The 26554-nt window shown below is 68.3% G+C and carries 20 protein-coding genes, 3 pseudogenes and 1 riboswitch; of the genes and pseudogenes, 14 read left to right on the forward strand and 9 right to left on the reverse strand.

All coding sequences use genetic code 11. The annotated features are described in order from the left end of the window. Positions 1-53: 53 nt before the first annotated feature. The gene (locus ACGFT1_RS30770) at positions 54-1448 is read right to left on the reverse strand and encodes a DEAD/DEAH box helicase family protein (protein WP_373912259.1); all 1395 of its coding nucleotides are present in this window, start codon (positions 1446-1448) and stop codon (positions 54-56) included. Positions 1449-2070: 622 nt separating this feature from the next. Then, positions 2071-3426, reverse strand: coding sequence for an FG-GAP and VCBS repeat-containing protein (locus ACGFT1_RS30775; RefSeq protein WP_373912260.1), 1356 nt, complete (start codon positions 3424-3426; stop codon positions 2071-2073). 558 nt (positions 3427-3984) lie between these two features. Between ACGFT1_RS30775 and ACGFT1_RS30780 the strand changes: the two are divergent. Then, positions 3985-4410, forward strand: a pseudogene (locus tag ACGFT1_RS30780) (subtilase-type protease inhibitor); the annotation flags it as partial. Positions 4411-4741: 331 nt separating this feature from the next. Then, on the forward strand, positions 4742-5260 hold the full coding sequence (locus ACGFT1_RS30785) for a DUF4232 domain-containing protein (RefSeq protein WP_373912261.1): 519 nt from the start codon (positions 4742-4744) through the stop codon (positions 5258-5260). A 34-nt stretch (positions 5261-5294) separates the two neighbouring features. Here the strand turns inward: ACGFT1_RS30785 and ACGFT1_RS30790 are convergent. Continuing rightward, a pseudogene (locus ACGFT1_RS30790) lies at positions 5295-5576 on the reverse strand (DDE endonuclease); the annotation flags it as partial. Positions 5577-6128: 552 nt separating this feature from the next. On the opposite strand from ACGFT1_RS30790, the gene ACGFT1_RS30795 reads away from it, so the two are divergent. After that, positions 6129-7898, forward strand: coding sequence for an FG-GAP-like repeat-containing protein (locus ACGFT1_RS30795; RefSeq protein ID WP_373912262.1), 1770 nt, complete (start codon positions 6129-6131; stop codon positions 7896-7898). 124 nt (positions 7899-8022) lie between these two features. Continuing rightward, positions 8023-8907, forward strand: a pseudogene (locus ACGFT1_RS30800) (IS701 family transposase); the annotation flags it as partial. A gap of 535 nt (positions 8908-9442) precedes the next feature. Here the strand turns inward: ACGFT1_RS30800 and ACGFT1_RS30805 are convergent. Next, the gene (locus tag ACGFT1_RS30805) at positions 9443-9742 is read right to left on the reverse strand and encodes a hypothetical protein (protein WP_373912263.1); all 300 of its coding nucleotides are present in this window, start codon (positions 9740-9742) and stop codon (positions 9443-9445) included. A gap of 657 nt (positions 9743-10399) precedes the next feature. Between ACGFT1_RS30805 and ACGFT1_RS30810 the strand changes: the two genes are divergently transcribed. Next, entirely contained in the window at positions 10400-10990 is a 591-nt protein-coding gene (locus ACGFT1_RS30810; protein WP_373912264.1) for a histidine phosphatase family protein, read from the forward strand. A 9-nt stretch (positions 10991-10999) separates the two neighbouring features. Here ACGFT1_RS30810 and ACGFT1_RS30815 read toward each other — a convergent pair whose 3' ends face one another. The 3 genes from ACGFT1_RS30815 to ACGFT1_RS30825 form a co-directional block, all read right to left on the reverse strand. After that, a complete protein-coding gene (locus tag ACGFT1_RS30815) occupies positions 11000-11344 on the reverse strand; it encodes a hypothetical protein (protein WP_373912265.1) in 345 nt (114 codons plus the stop codon). Positions 11345-11497: 153 nt separating this feature from the next. Next, a complete protein-coding gene (locus ACGFT1_RS30820) occupies positions 11498-12253 on the reverse strand; it encodes a CbtA family protein (RefSeq protein WP_373912266.1) in 756 nt (251 codons plus the stop codon). A gap of 22 nt (positions 12254-12275) precedes the next feature. After that, the gene (locus tag ACGFT1_RS30825; RefSeq protein ID WP_373912267.1) at positions 12276-12497 is read right to left on the reverse strand and encodes a CbtB-domain containing protein; all 222 of its coding nucleotides are present in this window, start codon (positions 12495-12497) and stop codon (positions 12276-12278) included. 35 nt (positions 12498-12532) lie between these two features. Beyond that, positions 12533-12684: riboswitch (cobalamin riboswitch) on the reverse strand. Between ACGFT1_RS30825 and ACGFT1_RS30830 the strand changes: the two genes are divergently transcribed. Beyond that, entirely contained in the window at positions 12680-12949 is a 270-nt protein-coding gene (locus tag ACGFT1_RS30830) for a hypothetical protein (protein ID WP_373912268.1), read from the forward strand. It overlaps the preceding riboswitch by 5 nt. A 110-nt stretch (positions 12950-13059) precedes the next feature. Here ACGFT1_RS30830 and mobF read toward each other — a convergent pair whose 3' ends face one another. Beyond that, the gene (mobF, locus tag ACGFT1_RS30835; RefSeq protein WP_373912269.1) at positions 13060-15021 is read right to left on the reverse strand and encodes a MobF family relaxase; all 1962 of its coding nucleotides are present in this window, start codon (positions 15019-15021) and stop codon (positions 13060-13062) included. Positions 15022-15878: 857 nt separating this feature from the next. Here mobF and ACGFT1_RS30840 point away from each other — a divergent pair. The 7 genes from ACGFT1_RS30840 (at position 15879) to ACGFT1_RS30870 (ending at position 23851) form a co-directional block, all read left to right on the forward strand. Continuing rightward, entirely contained in the window at positions 15879-16271 is a 393-nt protein-coding gene (locus ACGFT1_RS30840; RefSeq protein ID WP_373912270.1) for a hypothetical protein, read from the forward strand. A 6-nt stretch (positions 16272-16277) separates the two neighbouring features. Further along, positions 16278-17252: a hypothetical protein gene (locus ACGFT1_RS30845; RefSeq protein ID WP_373912271.1), complete on the forward strand. Its 975-nt coding sequence runs from the start codon at positions 16278-16280 to the stop codon at positions 17250-17252. 290 nt (positions 17253-17542) lie between these two features. Further along, positions 17543-18934: a prenyltransferase/squalene oxidase repeat-containing protein gene (locus tag ACGFT1_RS30850; protein WP_373912272.1), complete on the forward strand. Its 1392-nt coding sequence runs from the start codon at positions 17543-17545 to the stop codon at positions 18932-18934. Further along, the gene (locus tag ACGFT1_RS30855) at positions 18931-20307 is read left to right on the forward strand and encodes an SDR family NAD(P)-dependent oxidoreductase (protein WP_373912273.1); all 1377 of its coding nucleotides are present in this window, start codon (positions 18931-18933) and stop codon (positions 20305-20307) included. Before ACGFT1_RS30850 ends, ACGFT1_RS30855 begins: the two co-directional genes overlap by 4 nt. A gap of 83 nt (positions 20308-20390) precedes the next feature. Beyond that, complete coding sequence (locus ACGFT1_RS30860) at positions 20391-21959, forward strand: wax ester/triacylglycerol synthase domain-containing protein (RefSeq protein WP_373912274.1); 1569 nt, start codon at positions 20391-20393, stop codon at positions 21957-21959. Between the two features lie 152 nt (positions 21960-22111). After that, positions 22112-23149: a beta-ketoacyl-ACP synthase III gene (locus ACGFT1_RS30865; RefSeq protein ID WP_373912275.1), complete on the forward strand. Its 1038-nt coding sequence runs from the start codon at positions 22112-22114 to the stop codon at positions 23147-23149. 480 nt (positions 23150-23629) lie between these two features. After that, a complete protein-coding gene (locus ACGFT1_RS30870) occupies positions 23630-23851 on the forward strand; it encodes a hypothetical protein (protein WP_373912276.1) in 222 nt (73 codons plus the stop codon). A 102-nt stretch (positions 23852-23953) separates the two neighbouring features. On the opposite strand, the gene ACGFT1_RS30875 is transcribed toward ACGFT1_RS30870, so the two are convergent. Continuing rightward, entirely contained in the window at positions 23954-25411 is a 1458-nt protein-coding gene (locus tag ACGFT1_RS30875) for a relaxase domain-containing protein (protein WP_373912277.1), read from the reverse strand. A 622-nt stretch (positions 25412-26033) separates the two neighbouring features. Between ACGFT1_RS30875 and ACGFT1_RS30880 the strand changes: the two genes are divergently transcribed. After that, positions 26034-26462: a hypothetical protein gene (locus tag ACGFT1_RS30880; RefSeq protein ID WP_373912278.1), complete on the forward strand. Its 429-nt coding sequence runs from the start codon at positions 26034-26036 to the stop codon at positions 26460-26462. The last annotated feature ends 92 nt before the right edge of the window (positions 26463-26554 follow it).

A 26554-nucleotide genomic window follows, 5' to 3' on the forward strand; every position in this document is an offset into this window, starting at 1 on the left:
CAACGCATCATCCCGGCCCCTGCCGCCGCTGTCGGCCAGAACGCCGGAAATCGCTAGCACAACGGCCGAAATCCCCCGAGCTTCCGCTCCGAGCTCGCTCGGGCATCCGGCGACCGCCCGGGCTGCGAGCGGTCCGGCCCGCGGGATGTTCTCCCCCGCTGGCGCCGACCATCAGGTCGCCTCGGACCTCGAACCTGGGACGGCCCCTGTCCCCGGAGACGTTGAGCTCTCAGGGCGTGCCGGGCTACCCTCGTCGCGGCGACCGTGATCGCCCGACTCCCGTCTGCGGGCCCCCACGTGGCTCGCGGCCTGGTGGACAAGGTTCTGCGAATCTCACGATCGGCGAACACGATCGCGTCGACGCTGGGGATGTCGACGCCTTCGGCGATCAGACGGGAGTTGGCGAGGATCGCGATGTCGGCGGCGGCGAAGCCGGTGAAGATGTCGGCGCGCTGGGCGGGGGTGTGCTCGCCGTGGGCGAAGAACAGCTTCCGGTTGATCCTGGGCGCAAGGTCGGGGTCTGTGCGGCGCAGCAGCCGCAGGGTGTGAGGGAGTTCGCGGGCGAAGCGGCGGGCGTCGGAGACCAGGTGGAAGTAGACCAGCACCTTCTTCAGGCCGTGCTGGGTCATGGTGCGTAGGACGGACAGGTGCAGGGCGGTGGTGCGCAGCGCACCGTCGTCCTCCTCCCGGGCCCCGGTGGCGCCGGTGGTCGTGGTGCCGGGGGCGGGCAGGTTCAGGCGGCGGCGCAGGTCGGTGTCGGTGAGGGTGGGCACCACGATGCGGTAGTCCGCCGCCCGGCCATCCGCCACCGCCCTCGCCAGGGGGTATTCGACGACCTTCTTGCCGTACACCTGCTCGTTGTCCATGGAGTTGGCGAACGCCTCCGCATCCGCGCCGTCCCGGTGCTGGCGGCGGCGCGGGCGGGTGAGGTCGGCGGACTCCGCCAGCTCCGGGGCGGCGAAGATGCGGGGGGTGGCGGTCGTGTAGAGGCGGCGGTCCGCGTGGATGCGCTTCGCGTCGTTGGCGATCGCCCACTTCTTGTCGGCGCGGCCCGCGATCCGGTGCGCCTCGTCCATGACCGCCAGGTCGAACGGCGGGACTGCGTACCCCGTCTTCTGGGCTCCCTCGATCTTGTTCAGGGAGTCGTAGGTGCAGATCAGCGTCAAGGCCGGGATCTGGTCTTCCCCGTCCCCCACCACCGACATCAGTCCGCCCAGTACGCGCGGGTCGGTGGTCGACATGACGCGGGCGGCCACCAGGTCGTCGCGGCCGGCCACGTCCAGGAAGGAGACGATCACCATGTGCTCACCGTGGCCGTCCGCCCGCCAGGCCAGCGCCGTCTGCGCCGCCAGGTCCAGCGTAGGCACCACGAACAGCACCAGCCCTGCGCCGAGTCCGTCCGCGACGCGGATGGACACCAGCGTCTTCCCGGTCCCCGTCGCGGACACGAACAGTCCCCTCGTCCCCGGGCGGCGCAGGTGCCGCGGTCCGGTGGTGGGATGAGGCCCTGCACTGGGAGCAGGAGGAGATCTGGCCGCAGCGCCTGCACCGGCTGGCGGGCGGCAACGCGGTTCGCCGGCTTCAGTGGTGGCGGATCGTGGGCCGGGATGCGGCGATCTTCCCTGAGGTGGTGGCGGTGGCGCAGGCGCTGCTGGAGTCGGAGACGGCCGAGCTGGCCTGGCAGGCAAGCGGGGGGGACGCGGCCTCGGGCGCGGGGCGCTGACGATGCGTTCTGCCGCCGGATGGGCGAGCGGGTGGGCCGCGCCTGGCTGGGACCTGAGATCGCCGCCGACCACGACAGCCCTCTGCACGGCTTCACGGGGGCGCTGGTGCGCCCCCGCCGCCGCGAGGCCGGGCCGCCGGGATGGGACGATCCGTGGCGGCTGAGGCGGGAGCAGCAGCCCGCCACGATGGCCGGCCAGCTGCGCGCACGGCGGCCGAGCAGCGGTCGGGCGGCTCGGCCACCCGGTGGCGGACCACGGTGGACGCCGAACACCGCTTTCGAATCGAGCAGTTGATCAGCGAGGCCCGGGAGCAGCTGGTGCAGCCACACGAGTCAGCTAGGCCACATCACTGCAGGAAGCTGTCGATGGGTGCCGCGTGGTATTCCGTCGCGCCCGCGGTGGTGATGCCGCCAGCTGAACCGGGCAGCCGCAGAGCGCTGGCACCGCTCACGTACAGGTCGGCCGTTCCGTCACCGTCCGTGTCACGCAGCCGTACCAGGCCACCGAACTGCTCGTCGGCCGTCAACGCACCCGGGACGCCTCGGGTGTTGCGGGCGAACCACTGTGAGCCGGCACCGGGCAGGCCGCCCGCCCGCCCCTTGAAGATGTGCACGCCGCCCGCGTAGTCGTGGCTATCGATCTCCTCGCCCGGCACGCCGACTGCGAGATCCGCGTAGCCGTCGCCGTTGACGTCACCCGCCGAAATGGATGAGCCGAATTCGTCCCAGTTCTCGGGAGATCCGGTGACGCCACTGGTCGACTGGGTGAGGCGGGTGCTCCGGGACGGGCCGGCGGACGAGCCGTACCAGACGCTGACTCGGCCTTTGTGCTTCGAGTAGAGGGGTGTGCCGACGGCGATGTCGCCGTAGCCGTCCTTGTTGAAGTCGGCGATGACACCGTCGCCGCCGCGTTCGGAGCTGCCGCCGTTGCCGGATTCCGACTCCAGGCGGAGGCTTGTGCCCGGGGTGAGTGAGCTCGCGCCTCCCTTGATGAACCAGACGTCGGACGCGATGTATTCGCGGCTGACCACGTCACCGATGATCGCGAGGTCGGTTTTCTTGTCGCCGTTGACCTTGCCGGAGATCAGCGCGGTGGCGTAGAAGGACGACGTCTTGTCGAGCTTGGTCACGGTACCGGTGGTACCGGTGCGCTTGAAGGGGCCGCGGTAGACGTAGGTCATGGACTCGTTGATGACGGCCAGGTCCTGCTTGCCGTCCGCATTGAAGTCGCCGGTCGCCAGGTCCTTGCCCATGTAGTTGTTGCGACCCGGGTTCTTGTTCGGGAGAGCCGTACCCGTGGACAGGCCGGAGGGGGACCCCCACAGGATCGTCACGGCGCCCTGAGAATGGTTCTCGCCGGTCGCTGCCACCGCGAGGTCGCCGTAACCGTCTCCGTCGAAATCCGCGGCGGCCCGCACCTCGCCGAACATGTCGTCGGCCTCGTCGGATCCGGGCACGCCAGGGCTCGCCTGAGTGATGCGCTGCTGCTTGGGGCCGGGCCCGGTGGCAGTGCCGAAGACCACGGTGACACCGCCGCCCCCTCTTGCGCTGAAGCTCGAGTACGCGTAGTCGCGGTACCCGTCGCCGTTGAAGTCGTCGCCGTGCCGCGCGGGCGCGGCGTTCGCTGCCGCGACGGGCAGAGAGAGGGGGACGAGACCCGCTACCACGAAGGTGGCGAGCGAAACCGTTGTGCGGACGGGCATGAGTGTCGGGGCTCCTTGTGATCGCGCAGGCAGGCGGCTCAATCGGCGGGCGAACAGGGTGCGCGGCCGCTGGTTCGCGGGGCCCCACGTCGTTCACTGAACGTCTCCCGAGTGACGCGCGGGGTCCACCGAACAAGAGACCAGTAGGGGGGCCGAAAGGTTGCACGTTGGCGCAGAAGAACCTTCGTAAGTGCTCGTTCAGGAGGGCCGGTTGGCTGCGGCACGCGAGAACGGGGTGTGACTCAACTTTCGTGGTCCGTGCGCGCTCATAGATCAGCGCAGCCTTTTCGAGCACTGGCCGGCGCGCACGATCGTGTCCCGGAGAGCGCAGGACTCCCGGATCACTCACCGGCGGTGCAAGCTAGGGCCTGTCGCTGCGATCTTGGATTCGAGGGTCGGGGCTGGTGCCCTTTGGTCCCTGGTCGGAGTGCTGGTCCTGCTGACAGTTTGAAGCGCGCCGCAGCCGGCCGATGACCCGCGCAGAGTCATCCGCCGGAGACGGGGGGCAGCGGCGAGCACGTCAGCGCGACCGACCGCGTCAATCGAAGGAGAAGCACGATGCGACCGGTGACACGCTGGGCAACGGCAAGCGCTCTGCTCACCACGGCCCTGTCGGGACTTTCGAGTACTCCCGCGCACAGCGCTCCCTTCTCGCTGTACGCCCCTTCCGCATTGGTTCTGACCGTCGGCCACGGCGAGAACGCCGCCGAGACGGTGCCTGAGCGTGCCGTCACCATGAGCTGTGCACCCACCGCCTCCGGAACCCACCCTGACGTGCGGACGGCCTGTGCGGAACTTGCCCTGCTGGATGGGGACTTCGACACGCTCGGCCCGCACGCCGGGCCGCCGGTGTACTGCACCAAGGAGTACCGCCCGGTCGTGGTCACCGCGCAGGGCGTATGGCGCGGCAAGCACGTGGACTACGCCCACACGTACGGCAATTCGTGCCTGAAGGACGCTGAAGGGGCATCTGTCTTCGCCTTCTGGCCGAGTCCTTTCCGGGGACACCGGTCGTCCGCGGAACCGGCCGGGACCGCCTCACGGCCCACCGCCCTGGCCGCCCGGACCGCGCCCCGCCGGCCCGGCACCGGTGCCCGCAGGCGCGGGCGGCATCCCGGCCCTACAAGTAGCCACCGCCGAGTCAGCCGTGTTCAGCTTCGCGGGACCCGGCGTCCACGTCACGGAACCTCATAGGCAGGGCGCGCATCTCCCTGTGCGGTGAGGTGGAAGCGGTGACACCGGGTCCCGCAGGGGTGCTTCACCGAGGGGAACTCCCATGTCAAGGCGGCCAGTCGCGGTCTCCACGCTCAGCCTCATGGTGCTGCTGGGCGCCGTGGCCTGTGACAACTACCACAGCGCCGCCCAGCCGAGCAAGGGCTCGTCGGACGCTCGTCCAGCCGTGTGTGCAACGCCCCAGTTGGACTGGAAGATGAGCCTGCTGCCGGGCAAGCCGCACAACACTCCGGCGGCGACGCTCACTGCAACGCACAAAGGACCCAAGCCCTGTGCCTTCGACGGGTACCCGCAGCTCGATATCTGGGCTGGCAAGGGTCCATCGGCCGAGTCGAAGCCGAAGACCTCTACCCCGGTTCACCTTGTGCTGAACCCGGGCCACCGCATCGAGTTCCCGGTCTTCTACGACCCGATCGGGTCCTCGCCCGGGGACTGCGAGCTCTCGGCCGAACTCGACCCCCGCGTCTCCGTGACGCCACCGCACCGGGCCGCGCACGACTACGGCACCCCTGTGCACCTGACCGACGCGAAGGGAAAGCACGTGCGGGCGCAGGTCTGCGGCCCCAATGACCCGAAGCTGGGTGCGCCCCGAATGCACTGAGACGGGTCAGTCACTGGCCTTCGGCGTGATGTCGTCATCGTCGGGTGAGCGCGCGTCCGGTTCCTGTGAGGCAGCCGCCGAGGACGTCGTGACGGTACTGGAGCTGGCGTAGGCCCCGCCGCACGGCGGTGATCAGGTCTTGCGGGCCGGCGAACGCGCGGTTGGCTGTGGTGGTGCGCCGCAGCACCGACCAGATGCCTTCGACCGGATGGAGGCCCGGTGCGCAGAGCGGTAGTTGGTAGACAGTGAGCCAGTTCCGCTCGGCGATGTAGCGGCGCATTCCGGCCGTGAGGTGGGTGTTCAAGTCGTCCCAGACTTCTCACGGAAGGCTCGCCGCTCGGTGGTCAGCCCGCCCCCTTGCGCCTACCTCATGCAGTCGGCATACCGCACGGTTTCACCGGCCGGCAGCCCCTGCCCACACCACGCTTTGAAGCTCGGTAACTGTGTGCCTCCGGACGCCGACCGTGCGATCATGGCGGGTGAGACCGCTCACCACGGTCGACTGACAGCCGCCGTACGGCGGCACGGGGGACACACGGGGGTGCGCTGTTGCGCGCTGTGACCGCGCGCAGGCCGGCGGCGAAGACCGAGCGTCGGGCTCCATAACAGTGACCCGCCTGCCTTCTGCTGGCAGGTGGCTTGGCCCTTGGGGTTCGCGTGCTGTGCGGCCTGCTTCTTGGAGAGACCTGAATTGCTCGATAAACGAATACGTCTCGGGGCTGTCGCGGCGCTGAGCGCCGTGGTGCTGTGGGGCAACACCGCAGCGGCTCAGGCCGGTACCGCGACCCCTGTGCCCGGCAGTCCCACGCCGACCGCGTCGGGGTTCCCGCAGAGCACCAGTCCGGCACCGAAACCGCCGGCCAGTCACATGCCCACAGCCTCCGCCAGCCCGTCGGCCAAGCCCTCGGCGAAGTCGTCGGCCTCGGACACGCAGGTGACGGCCTCCGGCGACGACTGGACTGCCGAGGCCGCCATGCGCTTCTGGACTCCCGAGCGCATGGCCGCGGCCACCGACCCCGCCGGCCGTCCCGCGCCGCCGAAGGGCCTGCCAGCAGTGGGGCAGCAGCACTCCGTCGTCGGCATCACCGGCCAGCACTTCAAAGGCATCAAGTCCGTCGGCACGATCTTCAGTACGGACAAGGGTCTGAAGGGTCACCGCTGTACGGCCAGTGTTGTGCGCAGCGGGGGGCACAACCTGATCCTGACCGCGGGGCACTGTGTCGGCTCGAAGTCCATGTTCGTGCCCATGTACGACCACGGCAAGACCGCCGCGAAGCAGCCACTCGGGGTCTGGGCGATAGATAAGTGGTTCCGGGACAAGAAGTACGCCTCGGACAAGAGCAAGAACTCGGATCTGGACTACGCCTTCGCGAGCCTGAAGCCGAACGGCGGCAAGAAGGTCCAGGACGTCGTGGGAGGCGCCAACACCCTGGCCCGTACGCCCGGCTACGCCAACAGGGTGACCGTCATCGGCTACCCCGGGTTCGCGCACAACCCGCAGGACACGCCGATCCGCTGCTCCAACATCTACACGACCGCGCTGTCGGGCTACTACCAGATGCAGATCTTCTGCGGTGGCATGTGGGGCGGAGTCTCCGGCGGGCCGTTCTTCTCCCATCTGGACGCCTCCGGGAACACCGGCACGATCATCGGCAACGTGGGCGGATTCCTCCAGGGCGGCCCCGACATCGAGGACCACTCGGATCCGCGGTACAACGAGATCACCTACAGTCCGCTGCACGGTGACCGCTTCTTCCGGCTCTACGACGATGCCCAGAAGGGCAGCGACATCCCTGACTACGGCCCCTACCAGCAGCCGCCGCTGCCCTACACCATGGGCGCCGGCTCGACATGGAAGCACGCCAACCTGATGGCGTCGGGCGACTTCAACGGCAAGGGACACAGCGACATGATCGTGGTGTGGTCCGACGGTGAGGTCACGCTTCACAACAGCGACGGGAACGGTAAGTTCACCAGCGAGCGGCAGCTGCTGCGCAAGAACGGCACCTGGCCGCACGCCAAGACCATGACTGCGGGCGACTTCACCGGATCCAACCAGTTCGACCTGCTGGTGCGCTGGTCCGACGGCGAGGTGACGCTCTACGGCGACGTCGGCTCCAAGGGCCTCCAGGGGGCCGGCACACAGATGGCGAAGCCCAAGAGCACTTGGAAGGACGCGAGCCAGATCTCAGCGGGCCGCTTCTTCTCGTCGGAGTACGTCACCGACCTGATCGTGCGCTGGGTCGACGGTGAGGTGACCCTCTACAGCGGGGTCAGCGCCGGGACGTTCGGCAAGGAGCACCAGCTCAAGCCCAAGAACCGCACATGGCAGGATGCCACGTTGCTCACCACCGGCGAGTACTCGGGCAGCCAGAAGTGGGACCTGATGGTCCGCTGGACCGACGGCGAGCTCGACGACTACGTCAATACGGGCACGTCCCTCGGCAAGGAGCAGCGCATCCTGAACAAGAATGAGCTCTGGAAGCACGATCTGGTCATGACGACCGGCGACTTCACCGGGAATCACCACACCGACGACCTCGTCATCCGCTGGTCCGACGGTGAGACCACGATGTACATGGACACCCGCGCTAACCACCTCGGCACCGAAGAGACCCTGGTCCACGCAGGCTACTGAGACTGGCCCCAGCGACCGACGTGGGACACGTGATGCCCTCAGCATGACCACCGTGCCGAGGGCATCACGTCCCTTCAGCAACGACAGGGGACATCGCCGCCAAACTGATCGATCTAGTACTGCAATGGTCCATGCGGTGACTGCTGGCCAGCTGGGTCGTTGGTCTGGTGTTACGAGTGGGGACCTTGCTGATGTCAGGCTGTGGGTCGACGAGTTGGGCCAGTTGCAGGAGCGGGTTCGTGCATCGGTTCAGCAGGACGAAGCCGCGGGAGACGGCGCTTGCCTACATGCGGGGACTGATTGCTCCGCTGGAGCGGAAGAACGGCTGGACACTTGCCGAACAGGCAGGTCATGCGGCTCCGGACCGTATTCATCGGCTGCTTAACCAGATCGATTGGGCGCTGATGAGGTCCTGGACGACGTACGCGACTACGTCGTGGAACACCTCGGAGACCCGGGCGCCGTCCTGATCGTCGACGACACCGGGTTTCTGAAGAAGGGCACCCGTTCGGCCGGCGTGCAAAGGCAGTACTCCGGCACCGCCGGCCGCACCGAGAACTGCCAGATCGGCGTGTTCCTCGCCTACGCCACGGGTCGTGGACGCACGCTGATCGACCGCCGTCTGTATCTGCCCGCCTCCTGGGCGGACGACCGGGAACGCTGCCGGCAGGCGGGCATCGACGACAGTGTCGCCTTCGCCACGAAGGTGGCCATGGCCAAGGTGATGGTCCGCAAGGCCATCGCCGACAGGGTCCCGTCCGGCTGGGTCACGGCGGACGCCGCTTACGGCTACAGCGAGGGCTGGCGGTTCGAGCTGGAGCAGGCGGACGTCTTCCACGCCATGGCCACCACCCGGCACGACACCGTCGTCACCCGCTGGGCCCTCGACCACCCCGCCCACGACCTGTTTCCCGGCCTGCCGCGGCAGAAATGGAAACGCCGTTCCTGCGGCGAAGGAGCCAATGGCCAACGGATCTTCGACTGGGCCCGGGTCGAGGTGCGGCCCTGGCGAAGCAGCCGGACCCTGCCTGTGGTGACCGCCTGGAAGAAGAAAGTCAAGGTTGCGGGGCTCTCGCGGTCGCGCAGGTCCGGCACCATCCGCAGCATGCGCGGCCAGTCGCCGTCCACGGGGGCCGGGCCGCCACCCATGAGGTGGTGCAGTGCCACCCGTGAGCGAGTCGCAAGAAACTGGTTGTAAGTCGTCCTCGATGTCTGTAGCCCGGTAGACGGCGGACTCTCCGCCTACGCTCAGTGTCAGGCGACACCATCCGGCCCTGAAATTGAATGACGCTTCAAACTGGTCGGTCGAACCAGAGAACACTGACACCCCCGTCAGGAGAACCTGCGAGTCGACTCTGGATCAACGGTCGCACGCATGTCCACCATTTATGAAGCCAACTGCTCTTACCTTATTCTTAAGAATCCCCTGTCTGATTAGGCCGCACCCGGCAGCCGAAATGTCCCCGGTCGGCGCTGCGCTGCATGACGAGTCAAACATCCGCTCACACACGTGCCTCTTCCCGGGACCATTTGGCAGCGGAACGTCACCGTCGCTGTCGACGACGTTCCAGAACCAGGCCTGTCAACTGGATGGCCCGCCGGACCGTCTCGGTCACACCGATGATCATCAAAATGGCAGCAAAGTAGACAGCACCGATCCCCAGTCCGCTCATCTGCATCAGCACCGCAACGGCCAGCACCAGGACGCCCACGGCTACGACCAGCCGTGCACCCACAAACAACGCACCAGACCGCGCCAACTTGGCATGCAGCCGCGGGTCATCGCGTCCGAGTCCCATCTCGATCGCCTGCAGCTGCCGATCAACGCCTTCGTCCCGAGCCACTTACTCCCCCTGCCGATCAGTCTCCGAGCACAGTGTTGCCGTGGGGTGGTGTGACGTCGTCACCTCCCGACAGCGACGGCCGGCCCGCATGTCCGAGTCGTACTCTGCCAGGTGCACAGGCCAAGGCCTACCGCAGCCGAGCCCCTGGCCAACCTGCTGGCTCCACCGGCAGATTCGCACCCGTGGGGGGAAGGTCTCAGCAGGCGGCGCGCACAGCGCCCGCTCGATGTGTGGCTGGCACTGGCTTGCCCTCCCGACTGGCTCAGGGCGCTGGGGCACTTGCTCGCGTGAGGCCGGACCTGGCGTCTGTGACATCCACTCTCCACACATCCCGGGCACCGAGGAGCAGCCACGCTCCCGCGAACCGGGCCTCAAGACCAACCCGGCCGGACGGCCCCGACGACAGCCTGCAGACCCGCGGCTGGCCCGAGGCCGTGTCTGTCTGGAGAGCTTGTTCGCCGCGGCCGCACGGCCAGAAGTGGGCTGCCCGCATTCTTGATCCCCACGACCGACCGGGGGTGGAGTGCTCGCTCCGCCCCGGCACCAGTCACAGCAAGATCGCCCTTTTCGACGGCACGGTAGCCTCCGCACATGCTCGGGAAGTGCCCCACCCGGTGGAGACCTGCACTCCATGACTCAGACGGCAGGAGCAACCGCGTGACCAGCCGCGTAACCCTTATCTCGCCCGCGACGAACCCGTCGCTGCGTCAGAACCGCTTCGACGACGGCCGAACCCCGCTCGACGACAACGGCGCTGCACGGGCCCGGGCGGCGGCCAGGATGCCGCGTTCGCCCGCCCGCGTCGTCACCTCTCCCAGCATGCGCTGCCGAGAAACGGCCGCAGCACTAGGACTGGGCGATGCCGAGCCTGTGGCAGAACTCGCCGGCCTGCACGTGGGCCGGTGGCAGGGCCGCACACTCGACGATGTCTCCGCGGCCGAGCCGGAGGCGGTAGTGCAGTGGCTCGCCGACCCGGCCTCAGCGCCCCACGGCGGGGAGTCGGTGCAGGAGTTGTGCCTGCGCGTCGGGCGGTGGCTGGACAGCACGTCCAAGGCGGATGGCCGCACGGTCGCCGTGGTGGAGCCGGATGTCGTACGCGCCGTGGTGGTGCAGGTCCTGGGAACCCCTGTGCCGGCTTTCTGGCGTGCCGATGTGCCGCCGCTCACGGCGACCGCGATCAGCGGAAGGACCGGACGCTGGAACCTGCGAGTGGGCCACCCGCTCGGTCCGCGGGACGCCCACGGCTGAGGGGCCCAGTCATTCGGCCGACTCCCGGTGACGGCGCAGCAGGGCGGCGATCGAGCAGTGCAGACACTCTGTCTCTTCCTGCTCGGCTGCATCGCCGGTGCGGCATGAGGCGGTGCAGCCCGACGGTGACACCTCGGCCACCGCGCAGCCGTCCTCGGGTACCGCGATGAGCGTCTCCAGGGACCGCAGCAGTTGCTCCGTTCGCTTGGCCTGCTGAGCGAGCACCCTGGCCCGGGCACTCTGGCCGCCGATCTGCCGACGGCTGGCGATCAGCTGCTCGTATTCCTCCAAGGTCAAGGCGACGGCCTCCCGGCCGCCGAGGGTGATATGGCGGGGCTGGGGGCGTCTGGCCACGTGAGTCCTCCGCTGCTCGCCTCGGCTGTCCCCGTCTGCGCGGCCTGGTCGGTCGGATCGTTGCGTCATGTCCGTGCACCGGACCGGGTGTCGGAAGAACGCGAAAGGGCCCCCGGATGGTTCCGCGGGCCCTCGCACGTGTGGCGGCTCATGTCAGTTGGGGGCGGCCACCGGGTGTCGCGCGGCGGAGGCCGTCGCGGGCTGGGGGTTCAGCAGCCGTTCTGCCAACTCGCCGAAGAGCAGGCCGAATCCTGTCCACAGCGTGATTTGGATGGCCAGCGCGGAGAGACGGAAGCGCCACAGCAGGGTGGCCGGGAACTCCTTCGGCACCTCGTTGACGACGGGCAGGAACGCGTACGCCAGCCCGATCACGAGCGCGAAGCCGGCCACCGCGATCACGGTCGACCACCAGGTGCCCAGGCCGGGCGTTAGGCGCTTGCCCAAGATGGTGGCGGCGATCGCGAGGAGGACGCTGAGCAGCATCATCAGGAAGTACAGCGTGGTCCGCTTGCCGATGGTGTCCGGGTTGCCGACGGAGGGCGGGTTGGCCGGGTACTTCAGGAACGGCACGACGTAGACGGCGAGCAGCGCGCAGCCGGACAGCAGCAGTGCGGTCGCGCGGGGGCCGAAGCGGCCGACGCGGCCGAGCGCGAAGGCGTAGGCGAGGGCGGCGATACCGCCGAAGGCGACCCCGTAGACGAGGACACCGGTGGCCAGGCCGGCGGTGGACTGCAGGGAGCGGGAGACGACCTCCATCTCGTGCTCGTGGGAGTGCGCCTCCTCGAAGCCGATCGCCTTGTCGACGTACGGCTCGCCGAGAAGGTAGGCAACGACCAGAGCGAGCACGCCGGCCACAAGGCCGGCGAGCATGCCGCGAACGAGAAGGTTTCTTACCGTTGCGGAGTTCATGAGGGTGTCGGTGTCCCTTGCGTCAGTGGCAGGGGAAGCCGAGCAGGTGGCGGGCGTCGTGCACCCACTCGTGGACGCCCGTGCCACTGAACACGGAAGTGGCGCCCTGCTCGGCGCCGACGAAGTACAGCAGGACCAGCATCAGGATGCCGAAGAAGACCGCCCACGGGGCGATCGCGCCGATCGGCAGCTTGGCGGGGAGAGCGGGAGTGGTGGCAGTCGGCTGGGCGACATGCTGCGCCATGGCAGGGCCTCCTCTGGGAGTTCGCGTCCCATCTCGGTGGTGCGCATGACGACGGCAACGGGTCTGACTCGCCGCCACCCCATGCGGGGCGGAGACACACAGTGGCGCGACCGTTCCGGATTCCCACCGGCTTCCGTCTTGCCGTCGTCGATATCCCACCGACCGTACCGTGTGTCGCGAACATGGCCAATACCGCGCACCGTGCCGCTGTGCAGGCCGCGTTCTACAGCCCCGCGCACCGTCACGCCCGGCAGATCGCGGCCTCGCTCCCCGAACTCGACATCTCCACCTCGCTCCCCAAGATCGATGTGCCCGTCGTCGTGTACCGCCCAAGCGTTCGTGAGCAAGTGGTGGACGAAGGCGATGAGCAGGCACAGGTCTTGAATGCCCCAAAGGCTCCCGAAGCCGAGCAGGACAAAGCACAAGCAGACGGTGACAACGCAAGCGAGTGATCGAGCGGTTCGCCGCACCGGGCCCGGCTGAGCGGGCTCCCGTCCCAGCTCGGGGGAAACACGGGAGGGGAGCCCTACGTCCATCTTCCTCGCCGTGCGGCCGTACGCGCTCATCGGCCAGCTTGTGTCCCGCGGTGCGGGTCCGCATGCCGGTGCGCGCGCTGGTCGTCCTCGTGCACCGGGTGCGGTGCGCCGGTGTGCTTCCCGTCGGCGTAGCGGTCCATGGTGGCGCGGGCTCGGTCGGCCGCCGTGGCGAAAGCGTCCTGGAGATGCCGCAGCCGCTCGGCTGTGAGGTCGAGGGCCTCCACGTCGGTGCGGGACTCCTTCAGCGCCCGCAGCGCCGTCATGTCGACCACCTCCCGAGGTTCGACCTCCGGCTCCTGGTCGTCGTGCTCGGGGTCGGCGGCCGGGGCCGCGAGTAGTTGCTCGGGCATCGCCGCCTGCTGGTGTGCGACGACGTCGTACGCCCGACCCCGCACGGCGGCGGTAGTGGTGGTGCGTAGCTTCTCCCGCACCACCGCAACGGCGAGGACAGCCCGCTCGTACAGAAGCGGGAGGCGGGGTATCTCCCACTCCCCCGCATCTTGGCCTGGAGGCCGGGGCGCAGCCGGCTCGCCGGGATCTGCCGGGGGCTGCCGGTCCGGGCCAGGCGCGGGTGCCAGGGGGCGCCGGGCGGGGAGGTCGGACAGCGCCCACCGGGCGGTGTAAAGGCGGTAACCGGATTCCAGGCCGCGTACGGTCTTCGGTTCGCTGATGTCCAGGCAGTGGGTGGAGATGGCGGCGGCCACCTTTCTGTCGTCCAGGCCGGGGTCGCGGCGGCGGCCGCGCAGGACGAGAGCGAGGTGGCGGCGGGCTTCGGCGAGCAGGTGCCGACGGTGAAAGCGGCCGCCTTCGTTCATCACGAACACGGTCGCGGCGACGTCGACGGCCGCCAGGGCGACGTCGGCCACGACGGCGACGCGGGCCCGGATCGCGGCAGCCGCGGCGCGGGCGTACTCGAGGAGGGAGTTGATGATGTCGACGGCCACTCCGGAGGTGCGGATCGCACTCTCCTTCCACTCCTTGCCCAGCTGCGCGAGCGGCCGGGGCTTCTGCCTGGGCGGGCGGGTCTTGCGGGCGGCCATCTGGTTCAGCTTGGCGCGGGCCCGCTCGGAGACCACGGGCAGGAACTTCAGCTCGCCGTCGTCGTCGACGGCGGTGACGTACTCGTGCTCCAGGTCCTCGCGGCAGGCGGCGATCTGGTCGCTGCGCCGGGAGGTCCAGCGGATCAGCTCGTGCGGCACCCCGGCAATCTCCATCACGGGCCGGCACCCCGGGGTGACGGTGCGCGGCTCGGTCGCGAGCCCGAGTTCCTCGCAGACCTCAGCGGCCACGAGCTCGTTGTAGAGCGCTGAGGCGGCCACGGTGTTCTCGTGCAAGGCCAGGGTGTGGATCGACCCCCACTTCCCGTCCAGGCGCTGCCCCTTCACGGACAGAATCAGATGGTCATGGAGCAAGGGCATCCCGGAGCGTGCCTCGTAGTGGCGGAAGCGCGCGGCGACCAGACCGCCGGGCGGCCGCACCCGGTAGATGCCGTCCTTGCCGTAGCGGATCACCGCCACCTCGTCCTCGATCCACTCCAGCACCCGCTCGATCGCGCGCTCGTGCGCGGCCTCGATCACCCGCCGGGTCTCCTCATCCCCCAGCGCCCACAGCAGGTAGATCGTCGGCTGCGGCCGGAACACGAAATCGACACCGGTAACCGTCACGCGGCGTCCGAGGGCGCCGGCCTTGAACGCCTTCTCCGGGGACGCGCCCTGGGCGAGCAGGTCGGCCTCGATCCGGTCCGCGTACGGGTGGCGTCCCCGCTCGCCGAACAGGTTCCGCAACTGGCTCTCCGTGACTTCCTCACCCGGCGCCAGTCCGAGCACGGCCAAGCCGCGCCCCATCCATCGCCCGACCGGGACACCGGCCTGCTCCTGGACGGCGCGCAGCGGCGTGCGGGCTGGGCGCCGACCGTCACCGACAACGGTCTCACGCAGGTAGTAGCTGTACATCTGACCGGCCCGGATGACCTTGATATCTGCTGTCATGGAGCCAAGAAAAGACCGATCAGCGAGACGTCCCGCCAGGCGGGAGCAACGGCCGAACTTTCTTCTCGGGTGCCCGTCAGGCGGGAGGCGGCTCCAGGCCGGAAGCAAATGTCATCGCTCTCCGGCAGCCCTCACACCACTCCCCGGACAACACCAATAAGCACCACCGCACACCAAGGAACGCGCACCGCAAGGAAGCACCGCCTACAGCAGCCCCCGGCACCCGTCGGGGACTTCGTCGTGCTGCCCGGAGGAGACCACCGTGCCCACCTTCGAGACCCTCCCCCGCTTCACCGCTGACCTCCAGCACCTCACCCCGCCCAGCGCCGGCGCTTCCGCAGCGTCGTCCTAGACGCCTTCGTGCCCGACCTGCACCCCGGCCGCCAGTTCCGCCCGGGGTTACGGGAGCCGCGCAGGTTCCCCGGATCCTGGATGAGGTTAGGAGGGAACCCGCACGCGCGGCCTTCAGCGAGACGGACCGACGTGCGGGTTCTTGTCGCCGCTCAGCAGGTGCGAACCGCGGTGAAGCCGCTGTCTCACGCCTTCAGGTGAACTTCAGGAACGGAAACGTTCATTCGCCCGGTCTTGTAAGTGTTGTAGGCAATTCTGGCGGTCCTCCGACGGAAGGCTTGCCCATGCGGCGTCGTGCTGTGATTGCTACCGCCCTGGCTTCCCTGTCCGCCCTTGCCGTGTCTGCAGCTGTCGCTGCGGGACCTGTGATGCCTGTTGCCGGGACGGTCACATGGTGCTTGTCTTCTGCGGCGGCTCAGCATCTGGCGGATGACGGAGTCGCGGTGTCGGCTGGCGCTCCTGCTGTGCTCGACTCTTCGGGGCTGGCCCCGTGTGTGCAGTGGCCGATGAAGGGCAAGATCAGTCTCGACCTGACTGCGGGGTCCTGGACGGCGGATGGCGGTATGACCTTCACCAGGGCCTCGGACGGGCGCAGTCTGCGCTTTACCGGGGCGCACGGTGACATGGCGCGGCGGTCGATGTCGGTGGATGCGGCTGTGGGAGATGCAGCGGCGCAGTCGGTTGACCTCTCCACGTACGAGCTTGACATGACGAAGGTGACGGTCACCATGCCGTCCGTAAACTCGCCTGGCTCGGTCGAGGGCAAGCCGTTCGACACGATGCTGACGCAGGAGGGTGCGGCGGTGTTCTCTCAGGCGTTCGGTGCGGCGCCGGTTCCCGCTGGGGACAGCCTGGCCACGCTCGCGGGCCGTGTCGATGTCGTGCCGGCTCTGGGCTGAGCTCGGATGCTGGGGGAGTCTGGCGTCGTACCTGGCTGTCGCGGCATCCCGGGTGGTGTCCAGGCTGAGAAGGTCAACGCCGCGGTGCTGGCGTGGGCACAGGATCTGGGACTGGTTGCCGGCGCTTTTGAGGAGAAGCGTCTGGTGGCCATGCGGCTGGGTGAATTCGCCGGTTTGGCCGTGCCGGGGGCGAGCGTCGGCGATCTGGAACTGACCGCCCAGTGGGCGGCGTTCATCTGTCTGGTCGACGACCGGTTCGACCGTACCTGGGTCGATGTCCATGCGGAGGACGTCGCGTCGCTGTTCAACCGGTTACTGAAGGTGCTCACCGGCAGCGACGCGGCAGGATCGGGCCGCGGAGTCGAGCAGGCCCTGGATGACCTGTGGCGGCGTACGGCTCCGCGGATGTCCGCTCAGTGGCGGGAGCGGTTCATTGCCGACTACCGGGACTTTGCCCTGGCCACACGTGAAGAGGCCACCAACCGCACAGACCAGATTCGGCTGGGACTCAGCGACTACGTCCTGCGGCGTCGCAGAACGATTACCGCCCTGCCCATGGCAGACATCCTGGAGTGCACCGCCGGCGCGCCCTTGCCCGGCCTTTCCGGCGGTGAAGACCTCATGGGGGCCCTGCGTCTGGCCGCGGCCGATGTGGCCGGCTGGACCAATGACCTGGTTTCGGCCGAGGACGACCTATGCGAGGACCGCGACAACCTGTTGACCGTGCTGGGCCGTGAGCGCGGCTGCTCCCTGCCCTCGGCACGCGAGCAGGTCATTGGCATGCGAGATGACCGAGCCAGAGATTTCCACGCGCTTGCCGCCTCGTTGACGGCGATGGCCGCTCCCGGAACCGAGCGGGACAAGGTACGGCGCTACGTGGCGGCCCTCGAATCCTTTGTGGCCGCGACGCTGCACTGGCTTGGCGTCACCCATCGCTTTGACGCCCACTGGTCGCCGGGGCGCCCGGGCCCATGTGACTGATCTCGTTCGCCCGGCCCCTCACCGATCCGCGCTGCCCCTGATTCCCGCTCTCAAGGACTGTCCTAGCGATGAGACCCCCTGCCACCGAGCAGCTCCCCCCGGCCTGGCCGTCGTCGCGCTTCCCAGCAGAGCTGCCAGCCGGACGCAGAAGTCTCTTAGGACACGTACTGAACCGGGTGGGAGCGGACGGCGCCGTGCGCGACGCCTGCCGAAGCCGGGTTCTTGAATCCGCGCTCGCCCTGGCACTGGCAGAGCGGTACGGATCTGGCCACCGTCACGCATGTGAGCGCATGGTGCGTTACCTGGAGCGCCACCGCGGCAATGGAGACCTGATGGACGCGGCCGTGGCCGCTACCGCCCTGGGCCGCAGTGCCGGGCACCCGGCGCATCACCAGGCCCTCGAGGACATCGTCAGCCGTGTCCCGGACTTCACCGGACCTCGCAAGCGCGCCTTGGTCCACGCCATCTTCACCATGCTGGGCGCAGCTACCACCCAGGACGACGTGGCCCCTCAAGCTTTCGATGTGAGCGCGCTGCATCCCTGGGCTGCTGTGCAGGCCGTTGCCGTGAAAGCCATCCTGGAGCGGGCGGCAGGCAGGGCACCGGTTGGCCGGCACGATGTCACCTTGCTGCTCTCCACCCAGCGCCCGGGCAAGGTATGGGAGGGCAACCTCTTCATCCACCTGTCCGTTCTGCACGCCCTGGTCGACGTGCCCGGCATGGAGAGCGTCGTCGAGGTTGGTCTGCGCACCGCCCTCATGCACCAACGGGAGGACGGCGGCCTGCCCTTTGTCACGGAAACCGACACGTGGTGCACCGTGACCGCGGGCCTTGCCCTGAGCAGCGCCGGCGCACCGCGCGAGGTACTGCACCGCATCGCCCGGCACCTCGTGCAGGTGCAGCAAGCAGACGGCGGCTGGTCCTACACCGACCACGCGCAGCTCTCTGACACGGACTGCACCTCCGTCGCGGTCGAATTCCTGCATGAGCTGGACGCAGACGCATTCCGCGCCCCGATTCGGCGCGGCCTGGACACCCTGATCGCGGTCCGCGGTTCCGACGGCGGATTTCCCACGTACGGATCAGGCACGCCCTCCGAGGCGTGCATGACCGCCGCTGCGATCAACGCGCTCGGCACCCAAGGCAGCCACGATCACCTCATCCCGGCTGCTCTGTGCTTTCTCGCCGGCCGCCAGATGCCCGACGGTTCCTTTCCCCCCGGCTGGAGCAGCAGTCGTCTGCACACCCTCTTCAGGGCTTATCTCGCCGCTCGCCCCTACCTCGGGCAGGCCCCTCCGACCGTCCATGGCATGTGCCGTCGGATCGCCGGGCTGGTTCAGACCGCACAGAACGCGGACGGCGGGTTCGGACAGCAGAACGGCGCCCCGAGCGATGCCATCAGCACCGCCTATGCCCTGATCATTCTGGCGGGACAGAGTGACCTTGCTCCCGCTGTTCGTGCCACCGGCTACCTGCTCGCCCAGCAACGGCGCGACGGCAGCGTCATTTCCGTGCCTGACATGCTCGGCCCGCGTCCTTTCCCGTATCACGTCCCGTTGTTGACCGACGCGTTCGCTCTGCTTGCCCTCGGCCACCTCACCCGTCGCATCCGGCCATCACGCCTCGTCATGCCGGGCCGCCGGCTCAGCACTGCGCAACCCGCCGAAAGGACCACCCCATGAACCCGTTCCGCCCCAAGCCGGCTGTCCCTTCCCTGCCCGGGCGCGTGTGCCTGGTAACGGGAGGTGCAGCGGGCATCGGGTGGGCCCTGACCCGCGCCCTGGCCGTGGCCGGCGCCCACGTGTACGTGTGCGACAACGCCCGAGCCAGCCTCGACCGAGCCGCTGCTGACCTCGCCCAGCTGCCTGAGGCGCCATCCATCGTGTTCACCCATGTCGACGTGACCGACCGCACCGCACTTGAGGACTGGATCGCCAAGGTCCATGCCGAGCACGGGCGCATCGACGTCCTGGTCCACAACGCCGCCTACATCCACTGGGCGGACGTTGAAGAGATGACCATGGAGCAGGCCCAGTTGTCCATGCGCACCGCATACGACGCTCTGGTCTGCTCCGTCAAAACAGTGCTGCCGCTGATGCGGGCGGGCGGCGGTGGGCAGATCGTGGCGATGGGCTCGGCCGCAGGACGGATCTTCGTCAAAGGACCATCGGCGGCCTACGCTGCGGCGAAGGCCGCCGTCGAGGCGTACACCGAGATGCTGCGCATCGAGCTGGCCGGTACCGACATCGGCGTGACCCTGGTGCGCCCGGCCACCGTCGTCGGCACCGACTTCTTCAAAGTCCACGTCCCCTCGGCCCGCATGCCCAGGATCGCCGACTTCCTGCCGCCCACCACACCGGAGAAAGTCGCTGCCGCGACCGTTCAGGCGATCAGCAGCCGCCGGCGGGCCGTCGACATTCCCGGCTATCTGCCGTCGTTCTACCGCGCCTACGCCATGGCGCCCGAACTCACCCGCAAGGCCGCCGCAACCGGTGGCAGCGCCCGACGCAACTTCGCCGCCGGGACCCCTTCAGCCGCCCCATCGGCGCAGCCCGAGTTCATCCGAACCAGCGGCGCCCACAAGGACGGGCTTACCGCCCGTGCCCTGAAGAAGGCGGGGAGTAACGCCCACTTCGTGCGCGCCATGTCCCATATTGCACCGGGCATCGACCGGGCGGCTCACCGACTCAGCGGTGGCCGGATGCTCCTCATGCCCGCAACGCTGCCCTCCCTGATGCTCACCACGATCGGCCGCCGCAGCGGCCGACCTCGTCAGACTCCTCTGCTGTGCCACCTCGAAGCAGACGGAAGCTATCTCGTCGTCGACACCAACTTCGGTCGCCCCCCAACTCCCGCCTGGTCCCACAACCTCATCGCTACACCCCGAGCAAGCGTGACCCGCCGCGGACGCACGCTCTCGGTGACCGCCACCCTCCTGGAGGGAACCGAGCGCGTGGCCGCCTGGGACCATCTCGTCGAAGTCTGGCCCGCCTACGTCTCCTTCGCCCAACGCTCTGGGCGCCGCCTGCGGATCTTCCGGCTCACTCCGGCCTGACCCCGCTTCTCCCCACCGAAACCGCGGAGAACCCTGTGACTGTGCCCCTTCGTCCCACCCCCATGGACCTGACCATGCACAGCATGGCCCAGGCCCATCCCTCGATCTCCCAGACCATCGGAGTGATCCTCCACCTGGAAGGACCCACTCCCACCCTCGGCGAACTCCGCGCTCACGTCGCCTCCCACCTGAAGAATGAGCCGCGCCTGACCCACTACCTGCACGGCCCCGGACTCAAAGCCCGCTGGCATTACGACCCATCCCCCGACCTGACCCACCGCGTCCGCGAACAGCACCTGCCATCAGGCGACGAGCACCTCGATACGGCCCTGCCAGGTCTCGTCGCTCACCCTTTGCCCGACGCGGGCCCCCTGTGGGACCTCTGTCTGGTATCCGGATATGCACCGGACCGCTATGCCCTCTGCCTGCGAGCGCACCACAGCACCCAGGACGGCATGGGCCTGATCGGTACCTTGACCGCACTGTTCGGCACCGCACCCACGCCCACCACGCAGCCCTCGCCCCGCGCACGTGCCGGCGCCTACCTGGGCACTGTGCGCGGCATGCTTGCCGCAAGCGGCACCAACAACGTGTGGAACGACACCGCGCTGCCCCTCACAGGGGACCGTGACATCAGTTGGGCACATGTCCCCACGCAGCGATTGCGGCAAGCCGCCACCGTCCGCGGCGGCGACACGAACGACGGCTTCCTGGCCAGCCTCAGCGGCGCCCTAGGCACGTGGACATCACAATTCTGGCCCCGGGGCGCCGACCGGCCGTTGCCGGCCGTCACCATGGTCAATCTGCGCCGAGCGGAAGAACGCGACCGGCCCGGAAACTACTGCACCTTCGCATCCATGCCCCTTCCCTGCCACGAGCCGACAGCTGAAGACCGCCTCGACCACGTCATCGCGGCCACCCGCACCACGAAAGACCCCACCCGCCACAAGGCCATGCGTTCCGTAATGGATCTCGTCCCCGCGCGCGCCTTTCAGGCGCTGGCCACCCGGCTGACCACACCCGACCGGGCCACCATCACCACGTCCTACCTTGCCATCCACCGGCCCCTTCGCTACAAGCACGACACCGTCACCCGCATCCAGCCCTTCAACTGGCTCCCACGAAACCAGCCCGCGTCGATCGTGGCCTGCAGCTACAACGGAACCACCAGCATCTGCTTCGTCACCGACGCCGCTCTCCCCGGACTGAACCAGCTGCCAGGCCTGTTCCGCGACGCGGTAGACGAACTCCCCCACCCTCACGACGCCTCGCAGCTGCCGGACCAACCTCCCCACGCCACCGAGACGATTCCGGCACCCGCCCTCGACTGCGATACCACAGCCATCATCGATCTCGCCCTCATCAAAGACATCCTGGTCCAGCAGGGAAGCCTGCCGGCCGCACCCATCACTGCCCAGGCCACTCAGGAACAAGCCGGCATCGACTCCCTGGCCATTGCCCTGCTGTCCATGACCCTCGAGGACCGCATTGGCGTCGTGATCACCGAAAACGAACTGGCGAAGGCACCCACCATCGCCGATTTGGTCAACCTGGTGGCCCAACGGGCAGCGTCACCCTCCGAACACGAGAGCCCGGGAGAGCAGAATCCCCACCCACAGGCAGATCGCCCCCACGCAGCACCTGAGGCGTAGTCGAGCCCCTGCCCATTGGCAAAAGCTCCGGCCGGCACCACCGATGCCACCACCCGCAGCGGGATCACGAGAGCGACCGGTCAGCCCAGGATCCCGAAGGCGAAGCCCTTCCTGGCGGTGACGCGAACGAGCAACACAGAGAAGGCGAATCGTTGATCTTTGCTCGCAAAACCACGACCCCGACGCCAGCGCCTGCCGCGCGACTGATCGGCCTGGGGTCCTACCTGCCCCCGCAGAAGGTAAGCAACGCCGACTTGGTCTCACGCCTGGACACCACGGACGAATGGATCCGCACCCGTATCGGCATTGCCCAGCGACACATCGCCGATCCAGCGACAGCCACCAGTGACCTGGCGGTAGAAGCAGGACTACGGGCGATGAAATCGGCGGAGGTAGAACATGTCGACGCCGTGATCCTGGCCACCGCCACTCCGGACCATCACGTGCCCGGCACCGCGCCCCTGGTGGCCCACCGACTCGGCCTGCGTCATGTCCCTGCCTTCGATCTCGGCGCCGGCTGCTCGGGCTTCGTCTACGCAACAACCGTCGCAGCAGGACTGATCCAGGCGAGAACCGCCAGCACCGTACTGGTCATCGGAGCAGAGAAGATGTCGGCCGTCATCGACCCCGACGACCGCTCCACCGCGCCGATCTTCGGAGACGGAGCAGGCGCAGTCGTGCTCACAGCCGGACACGCTGACGAACCGGGAACTCTCGGACCAGCCGCATGGGGCAGCGACGGCGAGCACGCAGACGCCATCTACATCCCCGACGGGGGCTCCCGCCGCCCTCCAAGCGCAACCGACGACGTGAGGAACCGGTACGTGCGCATGGAAGGAAAGGAAGTATTCCGTCACGCGGTGCGCCGTATCGCTCACGTGACCCAAGAATCCGCCTCCGCAGCTGGATGGTCCATCCAGGACATTGACAGACTTATCGTCCACCAGGCAAACGCACGCATCAGCGCAGCCGTGGCCAACACCCTGGGAATCCCGCCCCAGCGCGTACCGTCCAACATCATTCACGTCGGCAACACCTCCGCTGCCTCCATCCCGTTGCTACTGAGCCACTCCGCGATCGACAAGCAACTGGAAGCCAGGCAACGAGTCCTCGTGACCTCCTTCGGTGCAGGCTTCACCTGGGCGGCCACCACTCTGCTGTGGCCCAGCGGCCTTCAGGCTCTCAACTGAGCGTCGGATCTGTTCGCGTGAAGGCTCCTGACTCAGGTAGCGTCGTCGGCTAGGCGGCAACACATACCAACTGTCTGCGGAAGCGAAGGTTCCCAGGGTGACGAGCCCACCTGGCCCCGATCGCCGGAAGAACCCCGGCCAGCCAATGGGACGGGGACTCACCGAGGTTCAGCGGCCGTGCCCCAAGATCGCGCAGCTTGCGCATGCCCCCCTCCGCCGACCTCGCCCCCGGTGACCTTGGCCTTCGAACGCGCGATCAAGGGCGTCCGCTGCGCGCCGGGCATCTACGAACTCACCTGGGCGCCGGACGGGCGCGCAACGTGGTCGTACGGCCGGGAGGTAGTCGCCGGGGCCCGTCACATCGTGTGGCACCGGATCGGGACCCACAGCATCCTGGACCAGCCCCTGGCCGAAGGCCGTCTTGTGGGGTCAGGGTCGCCAGTTGGTTGGCTGATCTCCGATGACCAGGAGGGGAAAACCGTGGCAGCGAACGAGGCCGTGCCCGAGTCGGATCACCTGAAGTCGTTGATCATCAGCACCGCGCAAGCGCTGTGGGAGGACAAGGAGGCGCTGGGGAAGTTCTTCGGCGTCGTCCGGCGCAGTGAGGGGTTCGCCAAGATGGCCGACACCTTGGAGCAGTCCGAGGTCCGGCCCGCGAAGCCGACGTTCTACGGCGTGAAGAGCGAGGAGTTCCAGGAGTGACCGAGCGGCCGCCCGGCTCCTGACGGCCCCGCGGCACCATACGGCAGAGGGCCGGTTTCCCAGGCTTGGGAAACCGGCCCTCTGCTCGCTTGATCGCCCAGCTCACGTCTCCCGCGGGAGAGCGGCGTTGATCCTCGCGACGGCCTTGTCTGCGGTGGTCTTGGCTGATGCCAGGGCCTTGGCGGTCTCGTCCGCGTTCTGTTCGAGCGCCTTCTTGATGTTGGCCGGGGCCAGGGCTCGGTGTGCGGCTTCCAACTGCGTCACGGCGCTGCGAAGGGTGTCCAGGGCGGAGGGCTGCCCCTCGGTCTTTGGCTTCTCCTGGTCGGCCCGAAACGTGTTGGCTGCGACTTCCCGGACCAGGGCCGTCAGCTCGTCCTGCGTCAGCTCTCGCTCTTCCTTACGGGGGAACTGCTGGACGATGCCGGTGATCGCCTTGACGGTGACAGTCTTGCCGGTGGCGTCCTGGATGGTTTCGTGGACGGCGACCGAGGTCTCTGCGCCGTAGTCCTTGGTGATCGGGTTGAGGGCACCTGCCGCCTTCTTCCCGATGCTGGGAGTGTCTGCACGTGCAGACAGCAGCTCACCGATCGCGTACGCGGTCATCTCTTCGTAGGCGATGGGGCGGGACTTCTTGAAGACGTCCCGGGCGAAGTCCTCGAAGTTGGCGTGCGTCTTGCGGTACAGGCGACGGTTGTTGATGTTGGCCATGGACTTGCCCATGACCCACCAGGCGTCCTCGAACTGCTGGACTCCGCGCATGCAGAGCGCGAGGATCTGCTCCTCTTCCTCGCTGATGGGCTCGTGAGCGCACGCCGCGTCCGCCGGCTCCCACCACCCCGGCACTACGAGGCGGTTCACCCGGCAGTGGGTACGTCGAATGCGAGGTTGGTGGTGAATGCTTTGTCGTAGCTGGCGTCCGACTGCCACCGAAGCAGTGGAAGCCCGCACTTTCAGACGCCCTGACAGGTTCGCCAGCTTTCCTCCCGCTCCTACGCGACGGCAGGCGATCGGGCAGCCGTCTTCGGCGCGAGCCAGGTCCGGCGCCTTGCGATGCCAGGTGAGGCGGTCAGTGGCCGTGTCCGGCGCGGTGGTCCCCGCCGTGACGCTGGTTCTCGCCGCAGCGGTCGCGGTGCAGCCGCTCTGGCCGCGTCGATGCTGGTTGCGTCTCCTGCCGCAGCCATGTGGATCGACCCAAACCCCGGAGTCGACCGCCTCGTCGAGGACCTCGTCCGCATCGAACTCGCCGCCGGCGCTCGCCAGGCCCCGCCGGGCCTGCGCCGGGCTCTTGCCCTGCGCCAGGAGCCCGCGCTCGATCCGGTCAGCATCCGGGTGCCGGCCCTCCCCCAGGAGCAGCTCGGCCTGCCGCTCGGTCACCACGTCCCCGTCGTTGAGACCGAGCGCGGCCAGGCCCCGGCCCTCCCACACGCCGGGCGGGACACCGGCTTCGTCCTGGGGGGCGTGCAGCGCCGTATCCGCGGAGCGGTGGCCGTCGCCGACCATCACGCCACGGAACAGATAGCGCCACCCGTTCCCCGGGCGGACTGGCGACATGCTGATCATCGACCCATGGAGCCCCAGCGCTGACCTGCACAGAAGGGCGATCCGAGGCCTCTGCCCGCTCTGCCGCCGACCGCTCCGGATCGAGTACGGCCACACCCAGCGCTCCGCCCAGCAGGACCACCCGGCCCGTAGCTGGATCACAGGGCGCCGATGCTCCAGCTGCGAGCCATCCGGCCCCAGCGGTTCTGGGACGCCATGCGCGCTCTCTACGAGAGCTGACCGTGCCGTGCGAATACTGCGCCACGACCACACGAGCCCCACCCGCAGCGAAGGCTCCTACGCCTCAACGTAGGCGACGATGGGTGTCGTTATCTAGTGTCCGGCGAACGTCATGGCAGGTCAGCAGCCTTGATCACCACTGAGACACATGAGGCAAGTCGGTTGAACCTCAGTCCAGGTGTTCTGGCCGGAACACCTGCGTTCAGCTGACTGCAAATGTCGTCAACCGAGCGGGGTAGTGACGTCAACCTGCAGGTTGATCCCCCGGCAGGGGAAGACGAGGAACACTGAGGGTATGCCAACCAACGTGAAGCATAAGACAGTTGGGAGTAGAGGGACGGAGCACCCCGTTCCGCTGTGGGCGGAGAGAGTCGCCCACCTCATTCCGCTGGTGGGGCTGCCGGTGTGTCTCTGGAGGCTGCCCATCGGCTTCGGTTACGCGATGGGCGGGGACAACACTCCGTCGGCGTGGTGGCACATCCCGTATGTCTTCGGACTCAGTCTCCTGACGGAGGCGTTCGCGCTGCTCGGGTTCGGGCTGGTGCGCCGATGGGGAGAGGTGGTGCCCAACTGGGTCCCGGAACTGGGTGGCCGCCGCATCCCACCCTTCGCGGCGATCGTTCCCGCCACAATCGGCGGGCTCCTCCTCCTGGGGCTGATGGTCAACTGGGTCTTCACGGCCTTCCGCATCGACGGTTCGCCCGGTTTCCCGTACGCCCCGGGCTGGGACATGCTGGCGATGACGGTCAGCGGCCTGCTGACCCTGTGGGGCCCCCTGGTGCTGGCTTTGACCTACGGCTACTACCGCCGCCGCTGCCGCCCGGACGCCTGAGCACTCACTCGCCCCGTCGCGGTCCACCCTGTCCGCAAGCCCGGAACCTTCCCGCGCCGGGAGAGGTTGACCGCCCGCCGATTTCCTGCCGC

The sequence above is a fragment of the Streptomyces sp. Y20 genome (assembly GCF_043195475.1).
GTDB lineage: Bacteria > Actinomycetota > Actinomycetes > Streptomycetales > Streptomycetaceae > Streptomyces.

Bases quoted from the DNA above. Each gene is read 5' to 3' on its own strand.
- ACGFT1_RS30775 (WP_373912260.1), bottom strand. From the start codon at position 3,426: ATGCCCGTCCGCACAACGGTTTCGCTCGCCACCTTCGTGGTAGCGGGT.
- ACGFT1_RS30785 (WP_373912261.1), top strand. From the start codon at position 4,742: ATGGTGCTGCTGGGCGCCGTGGCCTGTGACAACTACCACAGCGCCGCC.
- ACGFT1_RS30795 (WP_373912262.1), top strand. From the start codon at position 6,129: ATGCCCACAGCCTCCGCCAGCCCGTCGGCCAAGCCCTCGGCGAAGTCG.
- ACGFT1_RS30820 (WP_373912266.1), bottom strand. From the start codon at position 12,253: ATGAACTCCGCAACGGTAAGAAACCTTCTCGTTCGCGGCATGCTCGCC.
- ACGFT1_RS30825 (WP_373912267.1), bottom strand. From the start codon at position 12,497: ATGGCGCAGCATGTCGCCCAGCCGACTGCCACCACTCCCGCTCTCCCC.
- ACGFT1_RS30830 (WP_373912268.1), top strand. From the start codon at position 12,680: ATGGCCAATACCGCGCACCGTGCCGCTGTGCAGGCCGCGTTCTACAGC.
- mobF (WP_373912269.1), bottom strand. From the start codon at position 15,021: ATGACAGCAGATATCAAGGTCATCCGGGCCGGTCAGATGTACAGCTAC.
- ACGFT1_RS30840 (WP_373912270.1), top strand. From the start codon at position 15,879: ATGAAGGGCAAGATCAGTCTCGACCTGACTGCGGGGTCCTGGACGGCG.
- ACGFT1_RS30845 (WP_373912271.1), top strand. From the start codon at position 16,278: ATGCTGGGGGAGTCTGGCGTCGTACCTGGCTGTCGCGGCATCCCGGGT.
- ACGFT1_RS30850 (WP_373912272.1), top strand. From the start codon at position 17,543: ATGGTGCGTTACCTGGAGCGCCACCGCGGCAATGGAGACCTGATGGAC.
- ACGFT1_RS30855 (WP_373912273.1), top strand. From the start codon at position 18,931: ATGAACCCGTTCCGCCCCAAGCCGGCTGTCCCTTCCCTGCCCGGGCGC.
- ACGFT1_RS30860 (WP_373912274.1), top strand. From the start codon at position 20,391: ATGGCCCAGGCCCATCCCTCGATCTCCCAGACCATCGGAGTGATCCTC.
- ACGFT1_RS30875 (WP_373912277.1), bottom strand. From the start codon at position 25,411: ATGATCAGCATGTCGCCAGTCCGCCCGGGGAACGGGTGGCGCTATCTG.